This is a genomic window from Actinomadura rubrobrunea NBRC 15275 (assembly GCF_001552235.1).
GTDB lineage: Bacteria > Actinomycetota > Actinomycetes > Streptosporangiales > Streptosporangiaceae > Spirillospora > Spirillospora viridilutea.
Map to the genome: position 1 here is coordinate 18129 of NZ_BCQU01000058.1, position 25815 is coordinate 43943.

Here is a 25815-nt window from a genome sequence, read left to right on the forward strand (position 1 = left end):
CGGAGCGGCCGTCCCCCGAGACCGGCATAGGGTTCTGGCCATGAGGCTGGGGGGAGCGCGCACACTCCGGGAGCGATGGGGCAGGGCCGGACGCGCCACCCGCTGGACGGCCGCCGCGGCGGCGGTCGCGGCGGCGGCCGCAGGCGGCGGGCTGGCATGGAACGCGGCGTCCGGCGAACCGCCCGTCACTTCGCGGCACCAGCGCATCCAGGTCGTCGACGGACCGAAGGACGACCAGCGCGTCTGGCTCGACACCACCTTCTTCGCGCCCGTGGGCGCCGCCAAAGGCCCGGCCGTGCTGCTGGCCCACGGGTTCGGCGGCTCCAAGGACGACATGCGCGCCGAGGCCGAGGAGCTCGCGCGCGCCGGATACGCGGTGCTGACCTGGTCGGCCCGCGGGTTCGGCGCGTCCACCGGGCAGATCGCCCTCAACTCCCCCGACTACGAGGTCAAGGACGTCCGGCAGCTCATCGACTGGCTGGCGCGGCGCCCCGAGGTCGTGCTGGACCGGCCCGGCGACCCGCGCGTCGGCATCGCCGGCGCCTCCTACGGCGGCGCGATCGCGCTGATGACGGCCGCCCACGACCCCCGCGTGGACGCCATCGCCCCGCAGATCACCTGGTACAGCCTGTCCGACGCGCTGTTCCCGAACGCCACCGGCGAAGGCGCCGACGCCGGCGTCTTCAAGAAGCTGTGGGCCGGGATCTTCTTCACCGGCCAAGGCGGCCAGGACCCGTGCGGACGGTTCCTGCCGTCCCTGTGCTCGATGTACCAGGAGGTGGCCGAGTCGGGGCGTCCCACCCCGGAGGCCGTGGAGACGCTGCGCCGCTCCAGCCCCGCGTCGGTCGCCGCCCGGATCACGGTGCCGACGCTCCTGATCCAGGGCCAGTCGGACTCGATGTTCCCGCTCGACCAGGCCGACGCCAACGCCCGCGCGATCGCCCGCAACGGCGCGCCGGTGTCGGTGGTGTGGTTCCAGGGCGGCCACGACGGCGGCGACCCCGAGACCGAGCGCGTCCGGCGGCTGGTCCGCGACTGGTTCGACCGGCGGCTGCGGGGCGACGCCGACGCCCCGCCCGTGGCCGGCTTCACGGTGACGCGGGCGGGCGGCATCGACTCGGCCAGCCAGCAGCTGGTCGTGCGGGCCGCGTCCACCGACAGGTACCCGGGGCTGGCGGGCGCCTCCCGGCGGACCGTCCCGCTGTCCGGGCCCGAGCAGACGGTCCACAACCCGGCGGGCGGCTCGCCGCCCTCCATCTCGGCCCTCCCCGGGCTCGGCGCTCTCGGCGGCCTCGCCGACCTGGGCGGCGCCGGCGCGATGGCCGGGCGGCTCCCGGCCGACATGCCCGGCCAGTCCGCCGTGTTCGACTCGCCGCGCCTGACCGAGCCGCTGCAGCTCACCGGCGCGCCGACGGTGCGCGTCCGGGTCCAGGCCGACGGCGACGCGACGCTGTTCGCCAAGCTGTACGACGTCGCGCCCGACGGGACGGCGACGCCCGCCCGCCGCCTGGCCGCGCCGCTGCGCGTGCGGGACGCGGCCGGCGGACGCGAGGTCGCCGTCACCCTCCCGGGCATGGACTACCGGTTCGACCGCGGGCACCGGCTGCGCCTCGTCCTGTCCACCACCGACATGGGATTCGCCACGCCCGCCGAGCCCGCCTCGTACAAGGTGCGGGCCGTCTCGGGGCTCACGGTGCCGACCGTCCCGTCGCTGACCACGCCGCCCGCGCCCGTGCCCGCGTGGGTGTGGGGCCTGCCCGCGGCGGGCCTGGCCGCCGCCGCGGCGATCGTGCTCACGGGCCGCCGCCGCGGCCCCGCCCGGGACTTCGACCCGGCGCTCGCCGACGTCCCGCTGCAGATCACCGGGCTGACCAAGGCGTACAAGAACGGGCACAAGAACGGGCACCTGGCCGTCGACGACCTGTCGTTCCGCGTGGAGAAGGGGCAGGTGCTGGGTCTGCTCGGCCCGAACGGCGCGGGCAAGACGACCACGCTGCGCATGCTGATGGGCCTGATCCACCCCGACGCCGGGGAGATCCGGATCTTCGGGCACCGCGTCACGCCCGGCGCGCCGGTGCTGTCGCGGCTCGGGTCGTTCGTCGAAGGGCCCGGGTTCCTGCCGCACCTGTCCGGCCGCGACAACCTCGACCTGTACTGGCGCGCCACCGGACGTCCGCCCGAGGAGGCGCACGTCGACGAGGCCCTGCGCATCGCCGGGCTCGGCGCCGCCCTGGACCGTTCCGTCCGCACCTACTCGCAGGGCATGCGGCAGCGGCTCGCCATCGCCCAGGCCATGCTCGGCCTGCCCGACCTGCTGGTGCTCGACGAGCCCACCAACGGCCTGGACCCGCCGCAGATCCGCGAGATGCGCGAGGTGCTGGTGCGGTACGCGGCGGCCGGACGCACCGTCATCGTGTCCAGCCACCTGCTGGCCGAGGTGGAGCAGACCTGCACGCACGCGGTGGTCATGTCGCGCGGACGGCGCGTCGCGGCCGGACCGGTCGCCGAGATCGTCGGGTCCGGGCGGCGCCTGGAGGACGCGTTCCTGGAGATCATCGGAAGCGGAGGGACGGCGTGAGCGGTGTCGAGGAGGCCGCGGCGACGGTCATCGGGGCGACGGCGGCCGACGCGGCCGCGGCGCCCGGCTACCGCGCGCGGCGGACGCTGCCGCTGCGCGTGGAGGCCGTCCGGCAGTTCCGGCGCCGCCGCACGCTGGTGGCGTTCGGCATCCTGCTGGTGCTCCCGTGGGTGCTGGTCGCCGCGTTCCTCATCGGCGGGGACCCTCCGGAGCCCGGCGAGGCGCCCGGCCTGGTGACCGTCGCGACGGAGAGCGCGATGAACTTCGCGCTGTTCGCGATGTTCGTGTCGGTCGGGTTCCTGCTGGTCGTCGCCGTGGCGCTGTTCTGCGGCGACACCGTCGCGAGCGAGGCGGGCTGGTCGTCCCTGCGCTACCTGCTGGCCGCGCCGGTGCCGCGCGCCCGGCTGCTGCGCCAGAAGCTGGTCGTCGCGCTGGCGTACGCGGCGGCGGCCGTGCTCACCGTGCCGCTGATGTCGCTGGCGGCGGGCACGGTCGCGTTCGGCTGGGGCGACGTGCGGCTGCCCGGCGGCGGCAGCGTCCCCGTCGGCACGGCCCTCGAACGCATGCTCATCGTCGTCGCGTTCGTGCTGGTCAGCGAGCTCGTGGTGGCGGCCCTGGCGTTCCTGCTGTCGGTCACCACCGACTCGCCGCTCGGCGCCGTCGGCGGCGCGGTCGGCCTGGTGATCGTCAGCAACATCCTGGACGCCGTGACCGCGCTCGGCGGCTGGCGCGAACTCCTGCCCACCCACTGGATGTGGGCGTGGACCGACGCCCTGCAGCCGCAGATCCAGTGGACCGGCATGGCCAAGGGCGCCGCCCTGTCGGTGACGTACTCCCTGGTGCTGTTCGCGCTGGCCTTCCGCCGCTTCCGCGACCGCGACGTCGTCTCCTGACCGCCGGAGCCGCGGCACACGCCGCCACGGCCCTGGTTCCGCCGCCGCGCCTTGGTACGTCCCGCCGCGACGTCGCCACGCGACACCGCGCACGGCCGCACGACCTCGGCGACCAGCCCGTCGCAGCGCCGCTCGTCGATGGCGCCCAATGGCCACCTGGCCGCCCGGCTCATTCGCCGCCTGGGGGCCGCGCAGCCCAGCACGATCGCACAGAGCCGCGCCAGGTCGACGCCCGCGTCCAGCAGACGCCGCAGGCGCGCCGCACGTCGAACCGGTCCGGGTCGCTCGGGGTCGCGCTTGGCGCCCGCGACCGGCACCCGGACCACGTCGCCCTTGCGGATTTCGGCCTCCGCGAGCCAGACGTCCCGAGTGGCGCAGCGACTCCTCAATCGCCGCGTCCAGCGGGGCGGGGTGGCGGCGGACCAGCGCGACCTGGTCGGGATGGCTCACCAGGTGCCACACGGCGCCTGACGCCTACGCCCCCGCGCCAAGCCGCTCCGACCATCGGCACCTGACAAAAAATTCGGTCGAACACGACGAGATCGGTGCCTAAACTCGGCAAACCTCGACTGGGTCTGCACCATCGCAGGAATCAGGGTTTACGTCATCGCCACCGCGGGGGAGATGATCGACATGGCCCGGCAGCAACTCGTCAAGCGTCCGAAACCCCCACGCCGTCCCTGCCCGCTCGACCTGCGCACCCCATCCGGCCGCCTGCTGCCCTACTGACGCGGCGCAGGCCGCAAGCGCGGGCGCGGCGCATGGCGCGACGGCGCACGGCTCCGGTCAGCGGACGCGCGGTGATCCGGCCGACCGCGGCGACCGCCGGATCACCGCGCGACGCCGTCCAGGAAACGGGCGCGGTCGACCACGACCCGCTCGACGATCCCGTCGCCGACCACCGTTCCGCGGTCGTCCGTGGCGGACACGGCGAACGACAGCCGCCTGCCGTCGACGGCGGTCAGTTCGGCCGTCACCGTGACCCGTGCCCCCACCGGGCTCGCCGCCCGGTGATTCAGCTCCACCCGCGTGCCGACCGACGTCCGCCCCTCTCCCAGGCGTCCCGCGACGGCCCGAACCGTCGCGGCCTCGGCCAACGCCAACAGACGCGGCGTCGCCAGCACCGGCACGTCACCGCTTCCGACCCGCTCAGCGGTGTCGTCCCGGCCCACCGTGACCTCGATGTCAGCACGCAGCCCCGGCCCCAACTCCATGCCCGCCACGTTAACCCTCTCCCACACACCGGACGCCGCGAACGCCTACCGCACGCGCTACCAGCGTTGAGCCGCGACGCCGCTCCGCCGCCGACCGGCCGGTGAACTGGCGACGCCATCCGCGGCGCCAAGCAATCTTGTCTTGCTCAAGCCCCCCTTGTTAGCCCACACCTCGGCGACAATGCCCCCCACGTCCCAGCCCGCTCGGCCTCACCCCTCCTGCCTTACTGACACGGGATGGTGCGAACCGACGCGAGCAGGGCACTATTCGCGGTTCTGATCGTCCGGAACGGGTCCATTGAAGTCGGGCTCAACGGTCGCGGCTTCGACCTGGACCGGAACCTCCGCCCCCAGCCATGTCCGAACCATTGCGATCTCGTCCTCCGTCAACGTCAGTTCTTGCTCCTCAGCGCGATTGAGCACATTCCGCACGAAGGCCACGGCGATCTGCTCCGCCGTCGGCGGCGGCTGTTGGTACAGCGGACACCCGCCGTAAGCGGTGCCGCGCGCGACGAATGCGACCGTCTTGCGGCTGACGGCATGCCCTTGCTCCCGCAGCCGGTCCCGCGACCAGCCCGTGCACTCCGTCAGATTGAACTGGTGGGCGTGGACGTAGTCGGACAGCGTTCGATAGATCGCCGGCCACGACTCCTGGGGCAGCCGCGGAAGCCCGGTCAGCTCCGCCAGACGCTCGATGGGCTCGGGCAGAACGGCACCCCACGACATGGTGACCGCATCCGCTGGAGCAACGTGCCGACTCTCGTCCCACAACAGGTGCTGCGACATGCGCAGGTGGGGCAGATTCAGACTGTTCACCGCCCGGGCGAAACCGTGGAAGCCGAACCAGTCGGTCTCGTTGATCACCCCACCCAGTCGGTCGCGCACCTGCTGCGCCAACGCCGCCATGTTCAAGGGAGTAGACGCGTTGTCGTACTCGGCCGTAACCAGCGACCGGAACGCCTGGTAGGCCTCGTCCTGGTCGGCCGATACGAGCTGCGCACCCGCGGATCCTCCCGCGTCCCCGGCGGCTGCCTCGTCGGCCGCGTCCGCCTCGTCGTCGAAGTCGACCAGCTCCCCTTGCACCAACGCCAGCAACCACTGGCTGTCGAGTACCTGGTCGGCGCTCGCGGTGAACGCCTCAGCCGTGTCCGCCGACGACACGATCACGGTCCGTCGATCCGCCCGGCGCAACCGGTGCAGCAGCGGCGTAAGATCGCAGTCCCCGGAGGCGATGACGAACTCCTCGTGCACCGCGTCCCCCCACAACGCGTCGAGGGCGTCCACCACGATCTTGATGTCGGCGCCGTTCTTGGTGGCGTTATACCGAGGGCAGTCGACCACCTCGAACCCTGCCCGCACGAAGGCCGTCCGGAAACGGGAGAAGTACACCCGCGACTCCCCCGGCACCTCCACATGTCCCGCGGGGTTGAGGTAGCAGCGCAGTATCAGCCAGCGCCGTTCGGCATCTTCGGTCAACGCCGTCGACAACCGCCGCAGCCACGTCCTGGGATTGCTCGCGAACTGGATCGCCACCTTTGGATCCAGTTTGAAAATCCCGCTGAACACATTGTCGAAGTCGAGGTAGAGGGCGGATCGTATGTACCTCATATAGCCGAGAGTTCTTCCTGTGGATATGGCCCGGCCGCATGGGGGTGCCGCGCGGCTCACGGAAGCGAAGTCCGAGCGGAGCAGCCCCAGGGCCGACCCGTTGGCCGTAACGTGACGAAACGTAATCCACCCATCGCTCTGATCAGAAGACTCCGACCGGTGTCGGTCACCTACGCGTAGACGGCCTGCCTGGGACGATCACCATCACTGCACACTCTCGTACTCGGCCCCGCAGTCGCGTCCCTGCGACACATTCATCGTGAATGGCTAAGCCGCGCCGTTGGAGCGGCCATCGCTTACCGGCGACGACACCCAAAGGGGCGCCGTCTGAGAGAACCGCCCAATACATCTGCGGCCAGCTCCTTCTACGCACTAACCCTGTGAATCGGGTAGAGGACAAGCGATGAATCATGTCTGCTCAGACAGCTTCCGCGGCGTACCGGAGAAGAGCGGCGAACCGCCGCCATAGCTCCAGTTCGGCGGGACGCGGATGCGCCGCCTGCTCGACCTGACGTGCCGCAGCGACGACGGACTCCCGCTCGTCGGGCTCAAGACTGCCGAGTTCCGCGAGGTAGGAGGTGGCCGCCTCGTCCAGAAGTCCACGCAAGGCGAGGTGGCCTTCCGACGGCCTGTCGGGCAGGGGCAGCCTCCGGAACCAGCGGTGGCGATCCGCTACGGCCGCGACGAGCCCCAGCCTGGACACGGCGCCGGGCCACCTCGGCCTCACGAAGATGGCCTTGTCGGCCTTTGTGGGCATCCTCCGTCCCGCGGCCTTCCCGGCTCGACGGGCGGCCGCGAACGCCTCCACCTCTGCCAGCCAGACGGCACGGCTTTCCTCCAGCACGTCGAGCGCCCTCACCCACGCCGAGACATCGCGGTGGATATCCGGCGAGGGACGCGCGACAGCCGTCACGTAAGCCCACGTCGCGTGAAAACCGAGCGGGTGGTAACGCGCAACAGAACACCTGAGCGCTCTATAGCGAAGTCCCGCGGGCAGGCTCTCGTCACGCACCCGCCGCGCATAGGTCCCAAAGCTCATAGCGGCAAGCCCCGCACCTCCAGTGGCCTGAAGAGGAATGCCAGCGCGCAGACGTCCGATTCTCGCCGCGGCATCCGCGTCAGGCTGCTCAGCCAGACGCATCAGTCGACGCCATAGTCCACACCCGCAGGCGCGGAAAGCCCCTTGGAAGGCATCACCGCCGTCCTCCAGCGACGTCGGCCCTGCCAATGTGAGCGTTAGGTGCGCCAACCCGCCGGGCCCCGCGGTCGACACCTCGTTTGCCACGCCGCCTGGCGAGGAGGACGGCGTCCAGCACACCGGACATGCCGGCGCAGAGCTCGGCGCGGGCTCCGCGTCGACGCGCCCCCGCTCGTGCGCTGCCGTCGCTTCTGGAAAGCCGGGCTGCTGAGAGTCATGCAACCCCACCGGCAGTGCCGCAAGTCGGCCGCCGCTCAATCGTTCGCCGCTCGCTAACGGGGGCGCTCGCGGATCCGGAACACGGGATGACGCGGGGCGATCCGGCGGAACTCCGGCAACGGCGCCGTCGGACCCAGCCCCAGGTGCGGCCTTGCACCAGGCGCGACGGCGACGTAGCGGCGCAGTACCTCAGCGCGTTGCTCGGCCGGGACCTCTTCAAGCAGGACCGGTGTCTCGCGCCCCCGCCGGCGGAGCGTGGCCTTGCCGCCTGCGGCCTGGACATTCCGCACCCAGTTCGCGTCCGGCCCGAGCATCGATACGAGGAACTCGGCGTTGCGGTAGGTCGTGACAGCGACCGGGACCGAAGTGATGTTCCCGCTGCGGCGTCCCTTCACCTTCAGCACGGCACCAGAACGTGGTGACAGCCGCCGAGCCCCGTACAGCAGGACGTCAAGCCGGTTCACGAATCGCATGAACGTGTTCGGCCGCCCACCTCGGTACATCACGCGCTTGAGGGCCGCGACCCCGCCTAGAACCACACGACTCATGCTGCGCGCCTCAGCAGGACCTTCGCTCACTCTCTCCCTCCCCACAACACGACTGCGGCGAGCCCGGGGACGCATGGAAGAACTTGCAGCCAGCCCAGCAGCGGCGCGAGGCCGACATCGCCCGAGGTGTCCCGGACGGTCAGTACCGCGACTGCGAAGCAGATCCCGATGGTGAGCAGCCCGGCCGCGAGCCGGCGAGCCCACCGCACCTCGGCGCGGATCGCCCAGAGAGTGCCGAGCCAGCCGAGGAGCCCCAGCACCCCGACCGTGGACAGGATCGCCAGATACGCGGTGACAGCGGAGTCGATCGCGTCGGGCGTGTAGTCCGGATAGCCCGCCCTGATGTGGTCTGCCAGGACGGTCGTCGTGAATCGGTCGATGAACGGAAAGAGGGTGGCGACCGCGGTGAGCCCCGCCCCGATGTACATCAGCGCCTCAGGGGTCCGGTTACGCGATCTGTGCTTCGACGTCGTCATGGCATGCGTCCTCCTTGTGAGCGGGTGAGGTGGCGGCCGGGGCGTTCCAGAACGCCATGAGCCCCCCGCGCCTAGGCAGACCGGGGCCGTTCGGCTGCCACATCCATTGAGACAGTCACTTTCTCTAGGCAGCGACTGTACGAACTTCGGTTCAGACAGTCAATGTCTGCTGACAGTCACTCTCTCCAGCGTCTCGCTTTCTGCTAGCCTGGGCGGCATGAGCGGGCTTCGCGAGCGCTGGCGGCTCAAGGCCATGCACACGATCCAGGAACGCGCCCTCGACCTGTTCGATGAGAAGGGATTCGCCGCGGTCACGATCGAGGAGATCGCGGCCGCGGCCGAGGTGTCGCCGTCGTCGGTGTACCGCCTCTTCGGCACCAAGGAAGGGATCCTGGTCGCCGACGAGTTCGACCGGATGAGCCCGGAGGCGCTCAAGGACTTCCTGGGCTCCGGCGATCCGATCGACAGCCTGCTCCGAGCCGTCCGCGCCTACGAAGCCGCGGCGAAGGGCTCATCCGAGCCCGAGGACGCGGGCGAAGGCCCCCGGTTCAAGAAGAGTCCGTGGCGCAGGGTCCGCTACTTCTTCGCCGAGCCGTCGGTCCGCGTGGCCGTCTGCGCCAATCTCGACCGCGCCGGCCGGCGGATCGCCCCGCTGATCGCGGCGACAGGCGAGCTGACCGAAACACAGGCCCGCGTGGTAGCAAACGCCCTCGTCTTCGGCTATTTCGCCGCGCTCGAACAGTGGTACCTGGACGGCGGCAGCCGTCCCATCGCCGATTACGTCGAGGAGGGCATGCGTCCGCTGCGCGGCATCTGGCGGTCCTCCGACCAGGAGGACTCCGCTTAACACCCGCGCACCACAGCACGACTGCCGCCGATGGCGGGGAGTTCTTCAGCGGCGCCTTGAAGGCGCGCAACCAGTGCGCAGGACCTCCCCCGCCGCGTCGGCGTCAAAGTCCCGATGTGTCTGAGCAGACCCAGAACGGCCACGAGGAGCCCGACGCCCGAACCGCCTTCTGGACGTGCATCAAACCCATGTATTCGAGGCCCTCGTTGCCGATCGGCGTCATCCTTGTCGACACAATCCAAGAGTCGAGCGGCCTGTTCGGCCAGGTCCGTCACGCAACCAGGTCACGACCGCTCCGCCTGGGCCGGCCCACGACCCAAAGGCCACCGAGGCGACGCGCACGGCGCCTATTCGTCAAGGTGGCGATTTATCTGGGAGCGATCAGGACAGCAGGATGAGGACGACGCTGAACACGGTGAAAAATCCTTGAATCCACGCCCAGTGCTGGACAGGGATGCCGTACAGGGAGTGCTCGTTGTAGTCCCTGTTCATGGCCCGGCCCAGGACAACGAGGAGGACGGTGCCGATCGCCAGCCCCACCGGCATGCCGACGGGGCCGATCAGGTTCTCCAGGAGGATCGCGCCGACGATTCCCACACCCATCAGGAGCGGCACGACCAGGAGCCCGAGCCCAGTCCAGACGATGATCAGCATCCGTCATCACCGCTCAACATGCCGGGCGCCACTTGGCCGCTGCTCTCTCTTCTACGGTCCCATGCTGGATCGGTCATCCGAAATCCAGATGTCACGAGCTTCACATGGCACATCCTCCAGTCATCCTCCTGGACAGTCCAGACATTGAAACGCCCTGGCCCGATGCCCGGAGCGCACGAGGACTCACAAGTGGTCCGCTGGATGAATCTGGCCGGATGCAGATTTTGGTCGCCAGACTCGGAGTGACTCGCTCGCCCAGCCTCCTCGACCGTTGATCTAGTGAACGCGCGACAGGTGGGATAGACGGCCGTCAGGCCCTTGCTGCGCGCGGAGCCAGGTACGCGTCGGCCACCGCCCGCGTTGCGCGTGGGCAGCACCCGCCACGTGCGTCCACAGCCCTCGGCAAACGCAATGGACGCCCACCCCTACCGCACCGCGCGAGACCCAACCCTCGACCACAGCCAGCAGCCCACAGTTCCGGTCGGCGCGGCTCTTACCCAAAGCGACAGCCAGGCGAAACGGCCACAACGGCGATTGCGGCCCTCCTTATCGGTGGCCCCTCCGAGTGGATGCGACCCTCGCCAGGCCGGCCGTTACCCACTTGGATGGAAGGCCGCAGCTCCCGTGGCAGCAGTCTCGAAGGACCCTCGGGGCCAGGGAAGAACGCGGCACCCCGAGGGTCCGCCTCGCACCGCGAGGAAGGGGACGGTCACCCGCGGCACGAGCCATCGCACCGCAGTCACGGCTTGCCGCGCCACGTGCCGTGACCGCGGTGGCTTATGACGACGCCGACAGCGGCCCCCTCAAGGGGACCAGCTCCTGTTCCAGGTCACCGCATCCAGCAGTCGGCGCACCCACCCCCGCCGCCGCGCCGCCTCATGCCGCCCCCGCGTCCCCGACGAGTGCAAGGAGCGGGACGCTACGGATGACGACCGCGGAGGCGACGGCGGCCGCCGCTCCGAAGACGGCCGAGGCGGATGCACCGGAGACGACCACAGAGCCGACACCAGCCCACCCGTCCCAGCAGGCCCTGACACCGGGCGGGCAGTCGAATGCGAACCTGCCGCATCCAGCAAACGCCCCAACTCCGCAGGACTGGACGCCTCGATCAACGCCGCCTCTCTGCCACGCCCCAGTAACGCGAACCACCCACCGGTACAGCCGCCGTACCAGATGAGCATCCCGGGGTAGCGATGCCGCAGCACCGCCAACAGATTCATGTCGGCAGGCATCGCGCTCGCTCCAGATGAGCCTGTTGCGACTGTCTGACGAGGTACCCGACGACGAACATCGCCGCATCGTCCACCTCGTCGACGGGTGCGAGCGCCTCGCCCCACGAAGTGAAGAACCACTTGCGGCCACCGTCATCGGCCCGCCGCCGACATGTGATCAGGACCGAGGGGTGCGCCACCTCCGCACAGCACCCTGGCACCGCCGGGTTGTTCACCTTGAGCCCGCGCGCGGCGTAGTCAACGACCATCCGGCTCGCGGACAATCGCGCACCCAGCGCCGCCAATGGGTTGTATCTGACCTTAGGGGCGGCTGTCATGGACGGTTGACCTCCTCACCAGGTCGCTCCAAGACCCCGGCCGGTACGTTCGCCACTGCGCTCGGAGGCGTTTCGTCCACCGGAGACAACGCATCCGTTGTCGCTCATGTGGTTTCCTTCGGGCTCGCGCATTGCGTTCCCCACCGGAGTCGCCTGTCTCTGAGCCTGCCGTCCGCACGGATTCCCCAGAGGAGCCAGCCAGGGGGCCAGAGAAAGGTCAGACTGGGAAAGAGAGGGGGCCATCGTGATCAATGAGAGACGCAAGCGGTTCGGCGAACATCTCGCGCGACTGCGCCGCAATACGGGCAAAAGCCAGCGGCAATTGGCGGAACTGCTGTGCCGGATTGCCGGTACGGCGTCGGTCACCCGCCACGAGATCAGCCGTTGGGAGCGCGGCGAACGGGTCCCCGATGTCTGGCTACAGCCCTTGGCGGCGGCCCTGCAGGTTCCACTGGACGATCTTGAACGGGCGGCGGCCTACGCCCGAGGCACCACAAGCTACACCGCGGCGCCCGGCCCGGCTGAGCCTCTCTCGGTACTCCTCCCCGAGGACGGCGAACACCTGGGGCCGCTCGCCGACGCGGGAGGCCACCGTGTCGGGGCGTCAACGGCGGCGGCCCTCGCTGCCCGAGCACACGGATTGCGCCTCGCCGATGATGTGGTAGCGGGCGGGGATCTGCTGGCCCCGGCGTTCCGGGAGCTGAACCGGGCCGTCCGGCTCTACCGTGAGACGACGCACACGGAGGACGTCGGCCGAGCCCTGCTCGCCGGCATCGGCGAGATCGCCCAGATCGCGGGATGGATCGCAAGCGACGCGGGACGGCATGACCAGGCGGAACGGGCGTACAGGCTCGGTGTCTCGGCAGCACGGGAAGCGGGAGATGCCGCCCTCGTGGGCCACATCGCCGGGAGCCTCGCTTACCAGTACGCGAACACGGGACGCGAGGATGAGGCAGTAAGCCTCGCACACGCGGCGCTTGAAGAGGCGGGCCCCGATGCCCCGGCAAGAGCGAGAGCTCTCTACTTCGACCGCGTGGCTTGGGCGCACACCATGGCGGGACAAGCACAGCTCGCCATGCGCGCTCTGAGCCAGGCTCACGAAGCACTGGCGGCCGGGGAACACGAAGAGGCGCCCCTCTGGGCCTATTGGGTTTCCCCCGAAGAACTCGACGTGATGGACGCGCGCGTTTACACCGAGCTGCGAAAGCCTCTGCGCGCCGTCCCCCTCCTACACGAAGTCTTGAGTCGTTACGACGCGGCGCACACGCGCGAGTTCGCTTTCTATCTCTCCTGGCTGGCGGTCGCCCTTGTGGACGCCAACGAGCCGGAAGAGGCGGCCCGCACGGCAGACCACATGCTCAGCCTCACGGCCGACATCGCGAGCGACCGGACGACCGCGCGGAGCCGTGTCGTCCTGGCGAAACTGGAGCCGTTCCGCGACATTCCGGACGTGCGCGACATCCTGGACGCCCACGCGGCCTGACCGGCCGCCAGTCTGATGCTCCCGCACCAGGCCCCGCACATCTGCGCAAAGACCGAGTGTCAGCGGCCTGCACCACGGCTGCGCCCTTGGCTCTTCTGATGCGCCGGGGCACCGACCACCTGCCTGCATGCGCTATTCGCACTGACGTCCGCAAAAGTCAAGCCGCAGCCACCGAGCCGGCCGGCAGACGCCGCTGTCGCCGGTGGTGACCGCTGGCCGGCGCGCAGATGCTCGGCGGTTCGAGGCCGTGATTGGGCGGCCTCGGCATCGCCCGCATCGGCCGTCCGTGGCCCCCCGAACGGGTGCGCGCCGACAAGGCGTCTCCTCCTACGCGCGACCGTGCCCAGCTGCGCCGCCGTGGCATTGCCCGTCCTGGCCGACCCGGCCCGGCAGCGGCAGGGCGGCCGCGGTGGCCATCCCCTGCCTTCGACCCGGTCAACTCCCGGGGGCCGCCACGCTGTGGAATGCGGGATCAACGAATGGCTCCACCTACTTCGAAACACGCCCGAGTCGGCTTCAGAGTTCGACGCGCAATCGCTGCGCGAGCTCTTGAATCGGCGTCGTGCGCCGTTTGGTTCGCTCGGCGACCTCGCGCACCACGTCGCGAGCAAGGGCGTGGTGGCGCATCCAGTCCGGTGCGATGGCCTCGGCCTCAAGGAGAGTGTTCTCGGCAACGGAGACCTTGCGTGTGGCGATGGTGCGTCGTGCACAGCGGCGATCAACCACCTGGCGTGGGTATCCAGGGCGCGAGCGATTGGAAGGACCCTCGGGGCGGGGAAGAACGCGGCGCCCCGAGGGTCCGCCTCGCACCGCGAGGAAGGGGGCGGGTCACCCGCGGCGCGAGGCCCAGCGCGCAGTCACGGCTTGCCGCGTCACGTGCCGTGACTGCGGTGGCTCATCACGGCGACCAGCTCTTGTTCCAGGTCACCGCATCCAGCAGTCGGTGCACCCACCCCTGTCGCCGCGCCGCCTCATGCTGCCCTCGCGATCGCGACGATGGGGGTGCTGGGCACGGCGATCCCGATGGCGGTCTCGTCGACAGCGCAGAGGTAGAGCAGACGGCCGGCATCAACCTGTCCGCACCCGAGACCGGGTGAGCCGATCGCAGACCGGCCGCATTCAGCATCCGCCCCAAGTCCGCAGGCGATGCCGCCTCGAGGAGTCGTGCGCCACGCCCCCGTCCCAGCAAGGCGAACCATCGATCGGTGTGGTGCCCGTACCAGGTCATCACCCCTGGGAATGCGCGCCGCAGTTCGGCCAGGGCGCGGGGAGCGTCCAGTTCGGCTGAGCCCTGCGTCACCTCTCCCTTCGGCCACCGCGCGGCCATCACGTCGCCCTCTCCGATACTGGGCATCGCGATACATAGAGAGTTGCTTCTTCGATTTGGTCCACCAAGGCGATCGACTTTTGGCGACTGGTGGAGAACCACTGCACTCCCATGTTCTCGGGACGCCGCCGGAAGGTGATCATGCCCAATGCATGCGCCACCTCGGTGCATTTGCCCTGTACCGCCCGGTTGGCGACTCCAACTGCGAGGCGCCGCGCGGACAGATGCGCCCCCAAGCCGGCCAAGTGCGCTCCTACGGTCGCGTACTCCACAGTCTGCCTTTCTCAAGGATTGTCGTACTGTCAGGGATCCTCGGAGCTCACGAGCGCGTGCGGTAGCGGCTACCACAGAGGCGACTAATGCCTATGCGGTTGAGGAATGAGAGGGAACAAGGGTGCGGACGTAGCCTTATGCTCATGGGTCAGACAGGGCGGAGCCTGCCACCGGAGTTTTGGTCCGCGCCTGCCGTCGCCGCTGCGCTTTCTTGCTGCGACATGCCGACGCTTCTCGATGAGATCAGGCGCGCCCACGGGTGGGCGCAGACCGATCTGGCGGCAGCGCTCGGTTACTCCCAAAGCTGGGTGTCGAAGGTGCTCAGGGGCGTCCAGCCGCTCACCGTCGACCAGATTCGGGAGATTTCCCACAAACTCGGAATACCCGTGCATTTGCTCCGTTTCGGTACACCAGAAGGGGAGAGCACCACGAAGCGCCGAGACTTCGGTAAGACCATCGCGTTGGCGATGCTCCCAGTTCCCGCTCGTTGCGAAGTCGACGAGAGCACCGCGTCCACCCTGACCGCCATCACCGGCAGCCAGCGGAGATTGGACGCCGGCACTCCGGCGCGAGATCTGGTCCGCAGCGTGACCGGCCACGTGGAGATGGCGAACCGGCTCTACGCGCGGTCCGAACGGTCCCCGTTCGCGTCCGGCATCGCCGCCGCGGTCAGCGAGGCGGCGGGATTCGCCGCGTGGCTGCACGCCGACATGCACGACATCGGCACCGCCCGCACCTACTACCGCCACGCCATCGACAGGGCCCGCCGCGCGCAGCATGACCTGCTCGCCGCCTACATGCTCGGCAGCCTCGCCGCTTTCGAGATCGACGCGGGCGACCCCGTGCTCGGGCTCGCTCTTCTCAACGAAGCACGCGAGCAGATGGGGCCGAAGCAGCACCCCACGCCCCGGGCATGGCTTGCGTCGATCGAGGCGCTCGCGCACTCCGCGCGCCGGAACGAGGACGAGGCGACACGAGCGCTCCTCGTCGCGGAGCAGGCCGTCGAAGAGGCGGCGCAGTCGCCGCCGCCCTGGCCGTGGGTCTTCCCCTTCGATCAGGCCAAGTTCGCCGGATACCGAGCCCTGGTCGCGGTCCGCCTCAGCCAGCCCGGCCCGGCGCTCGCGGCATTCGCCGAGTCGTTGACGAGCGCCCAGCCCGCGCCGAAGCAGCGGGCCGTCATCATGCTCGAGGTCGCGACCGCCGTCCGTCAGGGCGGTCAGCGCCGTCACGACGACGCGCAAGTGGACGAGGCGTTCCGGCTCGCGGACGAGGCGTTGGGCACCGGCGTGACCTACGCGTCCGAGCGCGTCATCCAGCGGGCCCGGCGGTTCCGTCGGGAGTACTCCGGTCCTATAACCCCGAAAGTACGAGAGTTCGACCGGCGTCTTCGAGCCACCTTGGCCTGAAACGAGCGACCATGCCGCGAATCGCGATCTCCGGGCACCGCGGACTGCCGCCCGAGACGGAACGCCTCGTCGACCGCGCCCTCCGCGCCGCCATCGCCGACCATGACGGCCCGATCGTCGGCCTGTCCTGCCTCGCGGACGGCGCCGACCAGATCTTCGCCCGGGCCGTCCACGACCACGGATACGCACTTGAGGTCATCGTCCCCGCCGAGCAGTACCGCGACGGTCTGCCCGAGGAGGCCCACGCGGAGTACGACCGGCTCTTGGCGGCCGCCGCCACGGTGCACCGGTTGCCCTACGTCGAGTCCGACTCAGAGGCGCACATGGCCGCGAGCGCCTTCATGCTCGACCGCGCCGACGAGCTGTGGGCCGTCTGGGACGGCAAGCCCGCACGCGGTTACGGCGGGACGGCCGACGTCGTCGCCTACGCCCGGGAACACGGCATCCCCGTCCGCGTCTTCTGGCCGGACGGCGCCCGGCGCGACTGACGTCCCTACTCGGCGGGGGCGACGCCGACGGGGCAGGACAGGCCCGTGCCGCCCAGGCCGCAGTACCCGTTGGGGTTCTTGTGGAGGTACTGCTGGTGGTAGTCCTCGGCGAAGTAGAAGGTCGCGGCCGGGGTGATCTCGGTGGTGATGCGGCCGTAGCCGGCTTGGGCGAGGACCTTCTGGTAGGCGTCGCGGGACGCTTCGGCGGCCTTGCGCTGCGCGTCGCCGTGGTAGAAGACGGCCGAGCGGTACTGGGTGCCGATGTCGTTGCCCTGGCGCATGCCCTGGGTGGGGTCGTGCGCCTCCCAGAAGACGCGCAGGAGCTCCTCGTAGGAGATCTTGGCGGGGTCGTAGACGACGCGGACGGTCTCGGCGTGGCCGGTGAGGCCGGTGCAGACCTCTTCGTAGGTGGGGTTCGGCGTGTAGCCGCCCTCGTAGCCGACGGACGTGGAGATAACGCCGGGGGTCTGCCAGAACGTGCGTTCGGCGCCCCAGAAGCAGCCCAGCGCGAACTCCGCCACCTCGGAGCCCTCGGGGTAGGGCGGGGTGAGCGGCGCGTCGAGCACCTCGTGGCGGGGCGGGACGGGCATCGGCTCGTCCCGGCCGGGAAGCGCCTTCTCCGGGGAGACCATCTCGGTCTTGGTGAAGCCGAACATGTCGTCCACACTAGCTCGCCGTGTCGGCGCCCTGAAGGGGGCGATCGACAGGACCGTGACCAGGTTTGGGGGATTACGTCCTGGTACGGTGGGCGCTGTGGTAGATCGACGGGGGATGCTGTACGGCATCGCCGCCTACGGGCTGTGGGGGCTGTTCCCGCTCTACTGGCCGCTGCTCAAGCCGGCCGGGCCGGTGGAGATCCTCGCGCATCGGATCATGTGGTCGCTGGCGGCCGCGCTGGTGCTGTGCGCGGCGCTGCGGCACTGGTCGTGGGTGCGCGCGCTGACCCGGCGGCGGGTGCTGCTGCTGAGCGTCGCCGCCCTGGTGATCAGCGCGAACTGGGGCACCTATATCTATGCCGTCAACACCGGTCAGACGATCGAGGCGTCCCTCGGCTACTTCATCAATCCGCTGATCAGCATCCTGCTCGGGGTGGCGGTGTTCCGGGAGCGGCTGCGGGCCGGGCAGTGGACGGCGGTCGGGCTGGGCGCGGCGGCGGTCGCGGTGCTCACCGCCGACTACGGGCGGCTGCCGTGGATCGCGCTCGTGCTCGCCTGCTCCTTCGGGGTGTACGGGCTCATCAAGAAGTACGCGAACACGCCGTCGGTGGAGAGCCTGGCGGTGGAGACCGCGGCGATGTTCGCGCCGGCGTTCGTCCTCGCGCTGGTCCTGGAGGCGGACGGCTCGGCGGCGTTCGGGCACCACGGGTTGGGCAACATGGTGCTGCTCGCGGGCGCCGGGGTGGTGACGGCGATCCCGCTGCTGCTGTTCAACGCGTCGGCGACCCGGATCCCGCTGAGCGTGGTCGGCATGCTGCAATATCTGGCGCCGGTGCTGCAGTTCCTCATCGGGCTGCTGGTGCAGCATGAGGACATGCCCGCGAGCCGGTGGATCGGGTTCCTGCTGGTGTGGGCGGCGCTGGTGGTGCTGACCGTGGACGGCATGTCCGCGGGGCGCCGGACGCGCCGGACCCTGCGGCGCCCCGCCCCCGAAGCCGCCTGACCTTTTCCGGTATTTGCGGACATCCCTAGAGGGAGCGCCCGGAAGCCACTAGAGTGCCGCTCGGCGCGTCCCCGAGGACGGCGCCTCCCCGCATTCGGACACAAGAGGAGTACGGTTGCGCCTGCGCGGCTTCGCCGTGGTCGGCACCGCTTTGATCGCGGCGGGACTGGTGTGCCCGGTCTCCGGCCAGATCACGGCCATCGGCGCGCGGCCGGTGCTGGTGTCCCCGAGCACGCCGCGTCCCGGCCAGCGGGTCGACATCGCCGTCCCCGGCTGCACGGCGGCCGAGCGCCGCTGGGCGCGGTCGGCGGCGTTCACCGGGACGGTCGCGCTGGGCGGGGAGGACGACCTCGGCGTCGGCACGGCGGTGATCCGACGCGACGCGCGTCCCGGCCTGTACGACGTGACGGCCCGCTGCGGCGGCCGGACGATCGTCGGGGGTTTCAAGGTGTCCACGAAGCGGCCGTGGACCGACCTGCTGCCGACGCCGCTGAACGCGCAGATCGCCGACGCCGCTCTCAAGCGCTGAGTCCGCCGTCCCGTTCCGGGGACGGGCTTCCGCTGTTTCCTCTCGGCGGGACGACGCATGCCCCCGCCCGAGTCGGACGCCCTCATTGGGCATCGCCGATATCGATGATTCGTTCGATCACCTGTCCCGGATGCGGTCCGGCTCACACTGATCGTTGACTGTCTCGTGTCAGTCAAGAAATCATTAACGTCATAGACAACATCCGTGCAAGTGACCAACATCACTCCTGGATGTACACATTTTTCACCCCGCAGCACCTTGATCGCGTTAATTGATCATGTGATACTGCCGCAAAACCCCCCATAGCTCACAACGTGCCCAGAAGTCAACAAGCACCATAAAAACGCCTGTTCGTCGCACACCCCGCACGGACGGCTCACATGACAACCGGATATCGCAAGAGGGGCAGCCGAGTATGTCCGTTGCCGTCGACCCGACCTCCACGCGACGCAAGGCCAGGACCTTTCGCCTCTACCGCACCATCCGCGGCTTCATGCGCGACCCCATGGCGGAGCTGGAGCGCATCAGCCGCGCCGCGAACGGTGAGATCGCACGGCTCGACTTCGGCGCGTCCCGCCCCTACCTGGTGACCCATCCGGACCACGTCCAGCAGGTGCTGCGCCGCGAGTCGGAGACCTTCATCCGCGAGGGGACGTTCTGGCGTCCGCTCGCCAAGCTGTTCGGGGACAGCATCATGTCCGAGGGCGCCGTGTGGGAGCACAGCAAGCGGGTGCTCCAGCCGGTGTTCTCCACGCGCCACCTGCGCACCCTCACCGACGCGATGGCCGAGGCGATCAACACCGCCATCGACAAGCTGGAGGAGCCGGCCCGGGAGGGGCGGCCCATCCAGGTGATGCCGGAGATGAGCCGCATCGTCAACGAGACGGTCATCAAGATCCTGTTCGGCGGCAAGATCACTCCGGTGGAGGCGGACCGGCTGATCCCCGCGATGGAGCAGGTCGCCACGTCGATCGCCTTCCGGTTCCTGCTGCCGTTCGTGCCGGACGCGATCCCGCTGCCCGGCGACCGCGCGTACCGCGAGGGCGAGCGGATCATGGACGAGACGCTCTACGAGCTGGTCGAGCGGTACCGCGACGATCCCGGCGAGGGCACCGACATCTTCACCGCGCTGTGCAACGCCCGCACCGCCGACGGCGCCGAGCCCACCGCCAAGTGGCTGCGCGACAACCTGATGGCCATGTTCGCCACCAGCACGGAGACCACGAGCACCGCGCTGACGTGGCTGTGGCCGCTGCTGCACGAGCACCCGGACGTGGCCGCGCGGCTGAAGAAGGAGATCCGAAGCGTGGTCGGCCGCGACCGGGTGACCGTCGCGCACCTGCGCGAGCTGCCGTACGTCACCCAGGTCATCCAGGAGCTGCTGCGCCTGTACCCGGTGGGCTGGGCGTTCTCGCGGATCGCCACCAAGCCGACCACGCTGGGCGGCGTCGAGATCAAGCCGGGCGACATCGTGATCATCAGCCCGTACCTGACCCACCACCTGGAGTCGGTGTGGGACCGCCCCTACGACTTCGACCCGGAGCGGTTCCGGCCCGACCGGGCCCGCACCTACCACCGCTACGCCTACTACCCGTTCGGCGGCGGGCCCCACCAGTGCATCGGACGCCACGTCTTCAACGCCGAGGCCCAGCTCATCCTGACCGGCATCCTGTCCCGGTTCGACTTCGAGCTCACCGGCGAGGTCCCGGCGCGTCCGCGCATCGGCGCCACGCTGCGCCCCAAGGTGGAGGTCGAGATGCGCCTGACCCCGATCGCGAACGGCTCCGGGAGCGGCGCCGAATGACGACCGCCGCGGCAACCGACTCGGCAACCGACTCGGCCGCCTCGCCGTCGCTCCCCCGCGGCGCCGCGGAGGGCGACGCGCTCGCGCAGGCGGCCGAGCACGGACGGATCTGCGCGCTGTCCGCCGAGGTCCAACGCGACCTGCAGCAGGCGGCCGAGGCGTATCCCGAGCTGTTCACCGGCCGGCCGTTCGACGCCACGCTGTTCGGCGCCGTGGCGCTGGCCAACGCGTTCGGCTCCCCCGACGACCGCGCGGACGACGTGGCCGTCGCCGCCCGCACCTCCCTGTGGATCTTCGCCCTGGACTGGCAGATCGACTATCTCGCCGAGGAGCGGGCCACGGTCGACAGGATCGTCGCGGAGTGCCTGGCGGCGGCCGACGGCACGGACGACGACGCCACGCCGCTCACCCGCTTCCTCGCCGACCTGCGCGACCGGCTGGCCGCGGCGCCCGCGTTCGAGCGGCTGCGGCCGGTCTGGCGGGACGAGCTGGCCCGGATGCTGCGGGCCATGGCCCGCGAATGGGAGTGGAAGCACGGGGCGGCGCGGCCGTCCTTCCAGGAGTACCTCGACAACGCCGACAACTTCGGCTCGTCGCTGGTCAACGTGTCGCACTGGATCGTCACCGGCGACGCCGCCGCGTTCGACCGCCTGGACGCGCTGCGGGAGGCCAGCGACGAGGTGCAGCGCGTGCTGCGGCTGCTCAACGACCTCGCCACCTACCACCGGGACGTGAACTGGGGCGACCTGAACGCCCTGCTGCTGCCCGGCGTGGAGCGGTCGACGGTGACCCGCGAGATCGGCGAGCGCATCGACCGCTCGCGGAGGCTCCTGGCTCCGCTGCGGGAGGCGTGCCCCCGCGAGGTCCGCTATCTGGAACGGCAGATCGGCTACAGCCTCGGGTTCTACGGAGGGACCGACTACTGGGGTGAGCTGTGACCATCGACGACCCCGTCCTACGTCAAGCCCGTGACATCGCGGAACGCCCTCCGGCCGAGCCCGTCGACCCGGCCGACGGCCCCGCCCCTCCGGCGGGCGCCGACCTGACCGCGCAGGCCGCCGCCCTCATCGCCGACATGGAGGAGCGTCCATGGGGACACGTTTCTCCTTCGGTGTACGAGACGGGGCGGGTGGCGTCGCTCGCCCCATGGCTGACCGGGCACACCGATCGGCTCGCCCACCTGCTCGGCACGCAACGCGACGACGGCGCGTGGGGGCCCTCGCGTCCCGGCTACGCGCTGGTGCCGACGTTGAGCGCGACCGAGGCGCTGCTGTCGGCGCTGTGCGGAGAGCACGGTCGCCGCGCCGCCCGGGACGTGCCGTCGGCGCGCCTCGCCGCCGCTGCGGACCGGGGGCTGCGCGCCCTCTCCGGATGGCTGGACGGAGAGCTGACGGATCTGCCCGACATGCCGGCGATCGAGCTCATCACCCCGAGCCTCATCGCGTCGATCAACCGCCATCTGGAGACGCTGTCGCGGGAGCCGGTGCCGGGCCTGGAGCACTGGGCGGACCGCCGGCTGCCCCTCCCGCCCGACATGGGGACGCGGCGGCTCACCCTGCTCTCCGCGGCGCTGCGCAAGGGGACGCCGCTGCCGGAGAAGCTGTGGCATGCGCTGGAGGTGGCCGGCGACGACGCGGTCCGCGCCCGCGCCGTCGGCCCGGTGCCCGAGACGGGAGCGATCGGCGCGGCACCGGCGGCCACCGCCGCCTGGCTCGGCCGACACGAGCCCGCGGACGACGATCCGGCGCGCCGCTATCTGGAGACGGCGGTGCGGCGGCATGACCGGCTCATGCCGTGCGCGACGCCGATCACGGTGATGGAACGGTCCTGGGTCCTGTCGTGGCTGCTGCGGTGCGGTGTGCCCGTCGCCGTCCCGGAGTCCATGGCGAAGGAGCTCGCGCAGAGCGTCGGCCCGCGCGGCGCGGTCACGACGCCGGGGCTGCCCGCCGACGCCGACACCACCGGCGCGGTGCTGACCTCGCTGTCGCTGCTGGGCGCTCCGCAGCCTCCCGACGCGTTGTGGGCGTACGAGACCGAGACGCACTTTTGTACATGGCAGGGTGAAGACGGCAAATCAGTCACCACCAACGCCCATGTCCTGGAGGCGTTCGGACACTGGTGCCGGCACCTCGCCCGGCATTCGGCGTCCCCCGACGGAGAGACGCCCGCAGCCTCCGACGTCCCCGCGGACGGCGACGCCCGTTACGCGGCCGCCGTCGCCAAGGTGGCGGACTGGTTGTGCGAACGCCAGGAGGAGGACGGAAGCTGGCGCGATCGCTGGCACGCCTCCCCGTACTACGCGACCGCCTGCTGCGCGTTGGCGCTGAACCGCTTCGGCGGCCCCGAAGCCGCCACGGCGGTGGGGCGCGCCGTGGACTGGGTGGCCCGCACCCAGCGCCCCGACGGCTCGTGGGGATGGTGGGACGGCACCGCCGAGGAGACCGCGTACGCCCTGCTGGTCCTGCTCCTCACCGGGGCCGCGGAGGGTCCGTCCGGGACCGTCGCGGCACGCGGGGCGCGCTTCCTGTCGCGCTACGCCGGGCGCACGCCCGCCGAGGCGGCGGCGGACCCGCCCCTGTGGCATGACAAGGATCTGTACGCCCCGGGCGCGATCATCCAGGCCGCGGTGCTGTCGGCCCTCTACCTGGCCGAACGCGCGCAGCTCATTTCGAGAAGGTGAAATACAACACACCTATAGCGCGAAGATAGCTGCTAACGTCCACCGACTTCACCGATCCGCCTTGAGCGGGTTTCCCCGCGTTGCTAAGGTGCATGGCGGTGCGGAACGGCGCACTCCGGCACCTCTCCGCGCGTTACTGTCAAGTGTTTCGCGACCGCAAATCAGCGCGCCGCAGTTCGCGGGCACTCCCTTACCTATTGTTGGGTCGGTTGTAAATGCGCTTCCGCAACTCAAGACTGCGGACCAAGGTCACGGCCATGCTCGTGTCACTGGCCGCGTTGTGGGCTTTCGCCGCCTGGGTGACCCTCCGGGAAGGGATCAACCTGCTCTGGGTCACCACCTACGACAGCCAGCTCGCAACCCCCACCGACCCGCTCCTCGTCGAACTCCAGCGCGAGCGACGGCTCAGCACCGTCTACCTCGCCTCGCCCGGCACCGCGCAGCGGCAGGCGCTGGACGCGCAGCGGGCCCGGACCGACAAGGAGCGGGCGACGGTCCGGCGGCTGGCGCGCAGCCGCAGCCTGGAGATGGCGGCGGACGACGTCCTCATGCGCCGCGTGAACGAGATGCTCGCCCAGCTGGACCGGCTGGACGGCACCCGGCGCCAGATCGACGCCAGGACGATCGGCCGCCCCCAGGTGGTGTCGTTCTACAGCGAGGCCGTGGAATCGGTTTTCCGCGCGTACGACGAGATTTCCGCGCTGGACGACGAACAAATCGCCAAGGACACCCGGGCGCTGCTGCAGTTGAACCGGCAGTGGGAACTGCTGTCCCAGGAAGACGCTTTGCTGGTCGGCGCGCTCACCAGCGGCCGGCTCACCGCCGCCGAGCACACGCAGTTCACCCAGCTCGTCGGCGCCCGCCGGCTGAACACCGCGCGGGCGCTCACCGAATTGCAGCATTCGGACCACGTCCTCTACGACGGCATGACCAAGAGCGCCAGGCTCGCCCAGGTGCGCGCCCTGGAGGACAGGGTCATGCAGTACCGGCCGCCCGCCCGGCAGAGCCGGGCCGCGAACCGGCTGCCGCTCAGCGCGCAGGAGTGGAGCGCCGTGGCCGAGCCCGCCGTGGCCGAGATGCGCCAGCGGATCCAGGCCACCGGTGACCGGCTGGTCAAGCGCTCCGCGCCCATCGCCGTCGGCGTGATCCTCCGGCTGGTGCTCGCCGGCGGTCTGGGGATGATCGCGGTCATCGCGTCCATCATCGTGTCGATCACCACCGCCCGGGCGCTGGTGCGGCAGCTGGAGAAGCTGCGCAACGCGGCGCAGGAACTGGCCGAGGAGCGGCTGCCCGGCGTGGTGCAGCGGCTGGAGCACGGCGAGAAGGTCGACGTCGCCGCCGAGGCGCCGCCGCTGGCGTTCGGCACCGACGAGATCGGGCAGGTGGGACGCGCCTTCAACGCGGTGCGCGAGACCGCGATCCGCACCGCGGTCGAGCAGGCCGAACTGCGCCGCGGCATCCGGGACGTTCTGCTCAGCCTGGCCCGCCGCACGCAGACGCTGGTGCACCGTCAGCTGAGCCTGCTGGACCAGATGGAGCGGCGCCGCGACATCGACCCCAAGGACCTGCAGGAGCTGTTCCGCCTCGACCACCTGGCGACCCGAATGCGGCGCAACGCCGAGAACCTGATCGTGTTGTCGGGCGCGATCCCGGCGCGCGGCTGGCGGCGCTCGGTGCCGATGGTGGACGTCGTCCGCGCCGCGGTCGGCGAGGTGGAGGACTACACCCGCGTCCAGGTGCTGCCGTTCGGTCCGGTCGAGCTGACCGGGCGCGCGGTCGGCGACATCACCCACCTGCTGGCCGAGCTGATCGAGAACGCCGTGTCGTTCTCCCCGCCGGACACCGTGGTGCAGGTCGGCGGGCACATGGTGGCCAGCGGCTTCGCCATCGACATCGAGGACCGCGGCCTGGGCATGACCGACGAGAAGCTCGCCGAGATCAACGAGCGGATCGCCCACCCGCCCGAGTTCAACATGCAGAGCTCGGTGCAGCTGGGTCTGTTCGTGGTCGGCAAGCTGGCCGAGCGGTACGGGGTGCAGGTGTCGCTCAAGCGCTCGGCCTACGGCGGCACCACCGCCGTCGTCGTCATCCCGCGCGAGCTGGTGGTCGAGCCGACGGCGCGGCGCGGCGGCACCGGGCCGCAGGTCGTGGCCGAGCGGACCACCGAGAACGGTCTGACCGTGCGGCAGCCCGCGGCCGTGGGCGCGGCGTCGCCGACGTCCACCGCGGAGCGCGGCGCGGGGCAGCGCTCTCTCGTCGCCGTCCCCTCCCCCGGGTCGGAGCGCGCCAGGAGCCGCTCCGCCGGTGCCGGGGGCGACGGGTCGTCCGACGCGCGGCGCGCCGAGCGCGGCGCCGACCGCGCCGAGGGCCGCGACGCGGACG

At 70.5% G+C, this 25815-nt stretch carries 21 protein-coding genes; 12 read left to right on the forward strand and 9 right to left on the reverse strand.

Translation table 11 applies throughout. The annotated features are described in order from the left end of the window. Positions 1–40 precede the first annotated feature (40 nt). Together AR3_RS18470 and AR3_RS18475 are read left to right on the forward strand one after the other, a co-directional pair. Positions 41–2578, forward strand: a complete 2538-nt coding sequence (locus tag AR3_RS18470; protein ID WP_067915474.1) for an alpha/beta fold hydrolase — start codon at positions 41–43, stop codon at positions 2576–2578. Next, on the forward strand, positions 2575–3471 hold the full coding sequence (locus tag AR3_RS18475; RefSeq protein ID WP_227023232.1) for an ABC transporter permease: 897 nt from the start codon (positions 2575–2577) through the stop codon (positions 3469–3471). Before AR3_RS18470 ends, AR3_RS18475 begins: the two co-directional genes overlap by 4 nt. Positions 3472–4301: 830 nt before the next feature. Here the strand turns inward: AR3_RS18475 and AR3_RS18480 are convergent. From AR3_RS18480 to AR3_RS18500, 5 genes are all read right to left on the reverse strand, one after another. Next, positions 4302–4685 carry a thioesterase family protein gene (locus AR3_RS18480; protein WP_067915491.1) on the reverse strand — a complete coding sequence of 128 codons (384 nt, stop codon included), beginning with the start codon at positions 4683–4685 and terminating at the stop codon, positions 4302–4304. Between the two features lie 264 nt (positions 4686–4949). Then, a complete protein-coding gene (locus tag AR3_RS18485) occupies positions 4950–6293 on the reverse strand; it encodes an NYN domain-containing protein (RefSeq protein WP_083951670.1) in 1344 nt (447 codons plus the stop codon). Between the two features lie 418 nt (positions 6294–6711). Continuing rightward, on the reverse strand, positions 6712–7332 hold the full coding sequence (locus tag AR3_RS18490) for a hypothetical protein (protein ID WP_146150313.1): 621 nt from the start codon (positions 7330–7332) through the stop codon (positions 6712–6714). A 431-nt stretch (positions 7333–7763) separates the two neighbouring features. Next, positions 7764–8333 carry a nitroreductase/quinone reductase family protein gene (locus AR3_RS18495; RefSeq protein WP_313819698.1) on the reverse strand — a complete coding sequence of 190 codons (570 nt, stop codon included), beginning with the start codon at positions 8331–8333 and terminating at the stop codon, positions 7764–7766. Continuing rightward, positions 8285–8734, reverse strand: coding sequence for a hypothetical protein (locus tag AR3_RS18500; RefSeq protein ID WP_067915477.1), 450 nt, complete (start codon positions 8732–8734; stop codon positions 8285–8287). Before AR3_RS18500 ends, AR3_RS18495 begins: the two co-directional genes overlap by 49 nt. Positions 8735–8951: 217 nt before the next feature. Here AR3_RS18500 and AR3_RS18505 point away from each other — a divergent pair, with 217 nt between their 5' ends. Beyond that, entirely contained in the window at positions 8952–9581 is a 630-nt protein-coding gene (locus AR3_RS18505; protein ID WP_067915478.1) for a TetR/AcrR family transcriptional regulator, read from the forward strand. A gap of 381 nt (positions 9582–9962) precedes the next feature. Here AR3_RS18505 and AR3_RS18510 read toward each other — a convergent pair whose 3' ends face one another. Beyond that, positions 9963–10235 (reverse strand): hypothetical protein, encoded by a 273-nt coding sequence (locus AR3_RS18510; RefSeq protein ID WP_067915479.1) that lies wholly within the window; start codon positions 10233–10235, stop codon positions 9963–9965. Between the two features lie 1216 nt (positions 10236–11451). Continuing rightward, positions 11452–11715, reverse strand: a complete 264-nt coding sequence (locus AR3_RS18515; protein WP_067915480.1) for a hypothetical protein — start codon at positions 11713–11715, stop codon at positions 11452–11454. 313 nt (positions 11716–12028) lie between these two features. Between AR3_RS18515 and AR3_RS18520 the strand changes: the two genes are divergently transcribed. Next, complete coding sequence (locus tag AR3_RS18520) at positions 12029–13267, forward strand: helix-turn-helix domain-containing protein (RefSeq protein ID WP_227023231.1); 1239 nt, start codon at positions 12029–12031, stop codon at positions 13265–13267. Between the two features lie 516 nt (positions 13268–13783). Here AR3_RS18520 and AR3_RS30705 read toward each other — a convergent pair. Continuing rightward, positions 13784–13993, reverse strand: a complete 210-nt coding sequence (locus AR3_RS30705; RefSeq protein ID WP_146150312.1) for a hypothetical protein — start codon at positions 13991–13993, stop codon at positions 13784–13786. A gap of 1095 nt (positions 13994–15088) precedes the next feature. Between AR3_RS30705 and AR3_RS18525 the strand changes: the two genes are divergently transcribed. Both AR3_RS18525 and AR3_RS18530 read left to right on the forward strand, forming a co-directional pair. After that, positions 15089–16273 (forward strand): helix-turn-helix domain-containing protein, encoded by a 1185-nt coding sequence (locus tag AR3_RS18525; RefSeq protein ID WP_227023230.1) that lies wholly within the window; start codon positions 15089–15091, stop codon positions 16271–16273. 11 nt (positions 16274–16284) lie between these two features. Continuing rightward, positions 16285–16761 carry a hypothetical protein gene (locus AR3_RS18530; protein WP_067915482.1) on the forward strand — a complete coding sequence of 159 codons (477 nt, stop codon included), beginning with the start codon at positions 16285–16287 and terminating at the stop codon, positions 16759–16761. Positions 16762–16766: 5 nt separating this feature from the next. Here the strand turns inward: AR3_RS18530 and msrA are convergent, their stop codons facing one another. Beyond that, complete coding sequence (gene msrA, locus AR3_RS18535) at positions 16767–17417, reverse strand: peptide-methionine (S)-S-oxide reductase MsrA (protein ID WP_067915493.1); 651 nt, start codon at positions 17415–17417, stop codon at positions 16767–16769. Positions 17418–17532: 115 nt separating this feature from the next. On the opposite strand from msrA, the gene rarD reads away from it, so the two are divergent. From rarD to AR3_RS18565, 6 genes are all read left to right on the forward strand, one after another. Continuing rightward, positions 17533–18420, forward strand: a complete 888-nt coding sequence (gene rarD, locus AR3_RS18540; protein WP_067915483.1) for an EamA family transporter RarD — start codon at positions 17533–17535, stop codon at positions 18418–18420. A 115-nt stretch (positions 18421–18535) separates the two neighbouring features. Beyond that, complete coding sequence (locus AR3_RS18545; RefSeq protein WP_067915484.1) at positions 18536–18949, forward strand: hypothetical protein; 414 nt, start codon at positions 18536–18538, stop codon at positions 18947–18949. Between the two features lie 415 nt (positions 18950–19364). Beyond that, entirely contained in the window at positions 19365–20753 is a 1389-nt protein-coding gene (locus AR3_RS18550) for a cytochrome P450 (protein ID WP_067915485.1), read from the forward strand. Beyond that, complete coding sequence (locus AR3_RS18555) at positions 20750–21691, forward strand: terpene synthase family protein (RefSeq protein WP_083951671.1); 942 nt, start codon at positions 20750–20752, stop codon at positions 21689–21691. The genes AR3_RS18550 and AR3_RS18555 overlap by 4 nt, the downstream gene beginning before the upstream one ends. Beyond that, on the forward strand, positions 21688–23433 hold the full coding sequence (locus AR3_RS18560; protein ID WP_227023229.1) for a prenyltransferase/squalene oxidase repeat-containing protein: 1746 nt from the start codon (positions 21688–21690) through the stop codon (positions 23431–23433). The genes AR3_RS18555 and AR3_RS18560 overlap by 4 nt, the downstream gene beginning before the upstream one ends. Positions 23434–23690: 257 nt before the next feature. Further along, on the forward strand, positions 23691–25815 hold a 2125-nt coding region (locus AR3_RS18565), incomplete at its 3' end, for a sensor histidine kinase (protein ID WP_067915486.1).

What these genes read in the sequence shown, in the direction of transcription:
- AR3_RS18495 (WP_313819698.1), bottom strand. Translation starts at nt 8,333, where the DNA reads ATGCGTCCCCGGGCTCGCCGCAGTCGTGTTGTGGGGAGGGAGAGAGTG.
- AR3_RS18525 (WP_227023230.1), top strand. Translation starts at nt 15,089, where the DNA reads ATGCCGACGCTTCTCGATGAGATCAGGCGCGCCCACGGGTGGGCGCAG.
- AR3_RS18480 (WP_067915491.1), bottom strand. Translation starts at nt 4,685, where the DNA reads ATGGAGTTGGGGCCGGGGCTGCGTGCTGACATCGAGGTCACGGTGGGC.
- rarD (WP_067915483.1), top strand. Translation starts at nt 17,533, where the DNA reads ATGCTGTACGGCATCGCCGCCTACGGGCTGTGGGGGCTGTTCCCGCTC.
- AR3_RS18510 (WP_067915479.1), bottom strand. Translation starts at nt 10,235, where the DNA reads ATGCTGATCATCGTCTGGACTGGGCTCGGGCTCCTGGTCGTGCCGCTC.
- AR3_RS18550 (WP_067915485.1), top strand. Translation starts at nt 19,365, where the DNA reads ATGTCCGTTGCCGTCGACCCGACCTCCACGCGACGCAAGGCCAGGACC.
- AR3_RS18485 (WP_083951670.1), bottom strand. Translation starts at nt 6,293, where the DNA reads ATGAGGTACATACGATCCGCCCTCTACCTCGACTTCGACAATGTGTTC.
- AR3_RS18530 (WP_067915482.1), top strand. Translation starts at nt 16,285, where the DNA reads ATGCCGCGAATCGCGATCTCCGGGCACCGCGGACTGCCGCCCGAGACG.
- AR3_RS18505 (WP_067915478.1), top strand. Translation starts at nt 8,952, where the DNA reads ATGAGCGGGCTTCGCGAGCGCTGGCGGCTCAAGGCCATGCACACGATC.
- AR3_RS18470 (WP_067915474.1), top strand. Translation starts at nt 41, where the DNA reads ATGAGGCTGGGGGGAGCGCGCACACTCCGGGAGCGATGGGGCAGGGCC.
- AR3_RS18555 (WP_083951671.1), top strand. Translation starts at nt 20,750, where the DNA reads ATGACGACCGCCGCGGCAACCGACTCGGCAACCGACTCGGCCGCCTCG.
- AR3_RS18500 (WP_067915477.1), bottom strand. Translation starts at nt 8,734, where the DNA reads ATGACGACGTCGAAGCACAGATCGCGTAACCGGACCCCTGAGGCGCTG.
- AR3_RS18490 (WP_146150313.1), bottom strand. Translation starts at nt 7,332, where the DNA reads ATGAGCTTTGGGACCTATGCGCGGCGGGTGCGTGACGAGAGCCTGCCC.
- msrA (WP_067915493.1), bottom strand. Translation starts at nt 17,417, where the DNA reads ATGTTCGGCTTCACCAAGACCGAGATGGTCTCCCCGGAGAAGGCGCTT.
- AR3_RS18515 (WP_067915480.1), bottom strand. Translation starts at nt 11,715, where the DNA reads ATGGTCGTTGACTACGCCGCGCGCGGGCTCAAGGTGAACAACCCGGCG.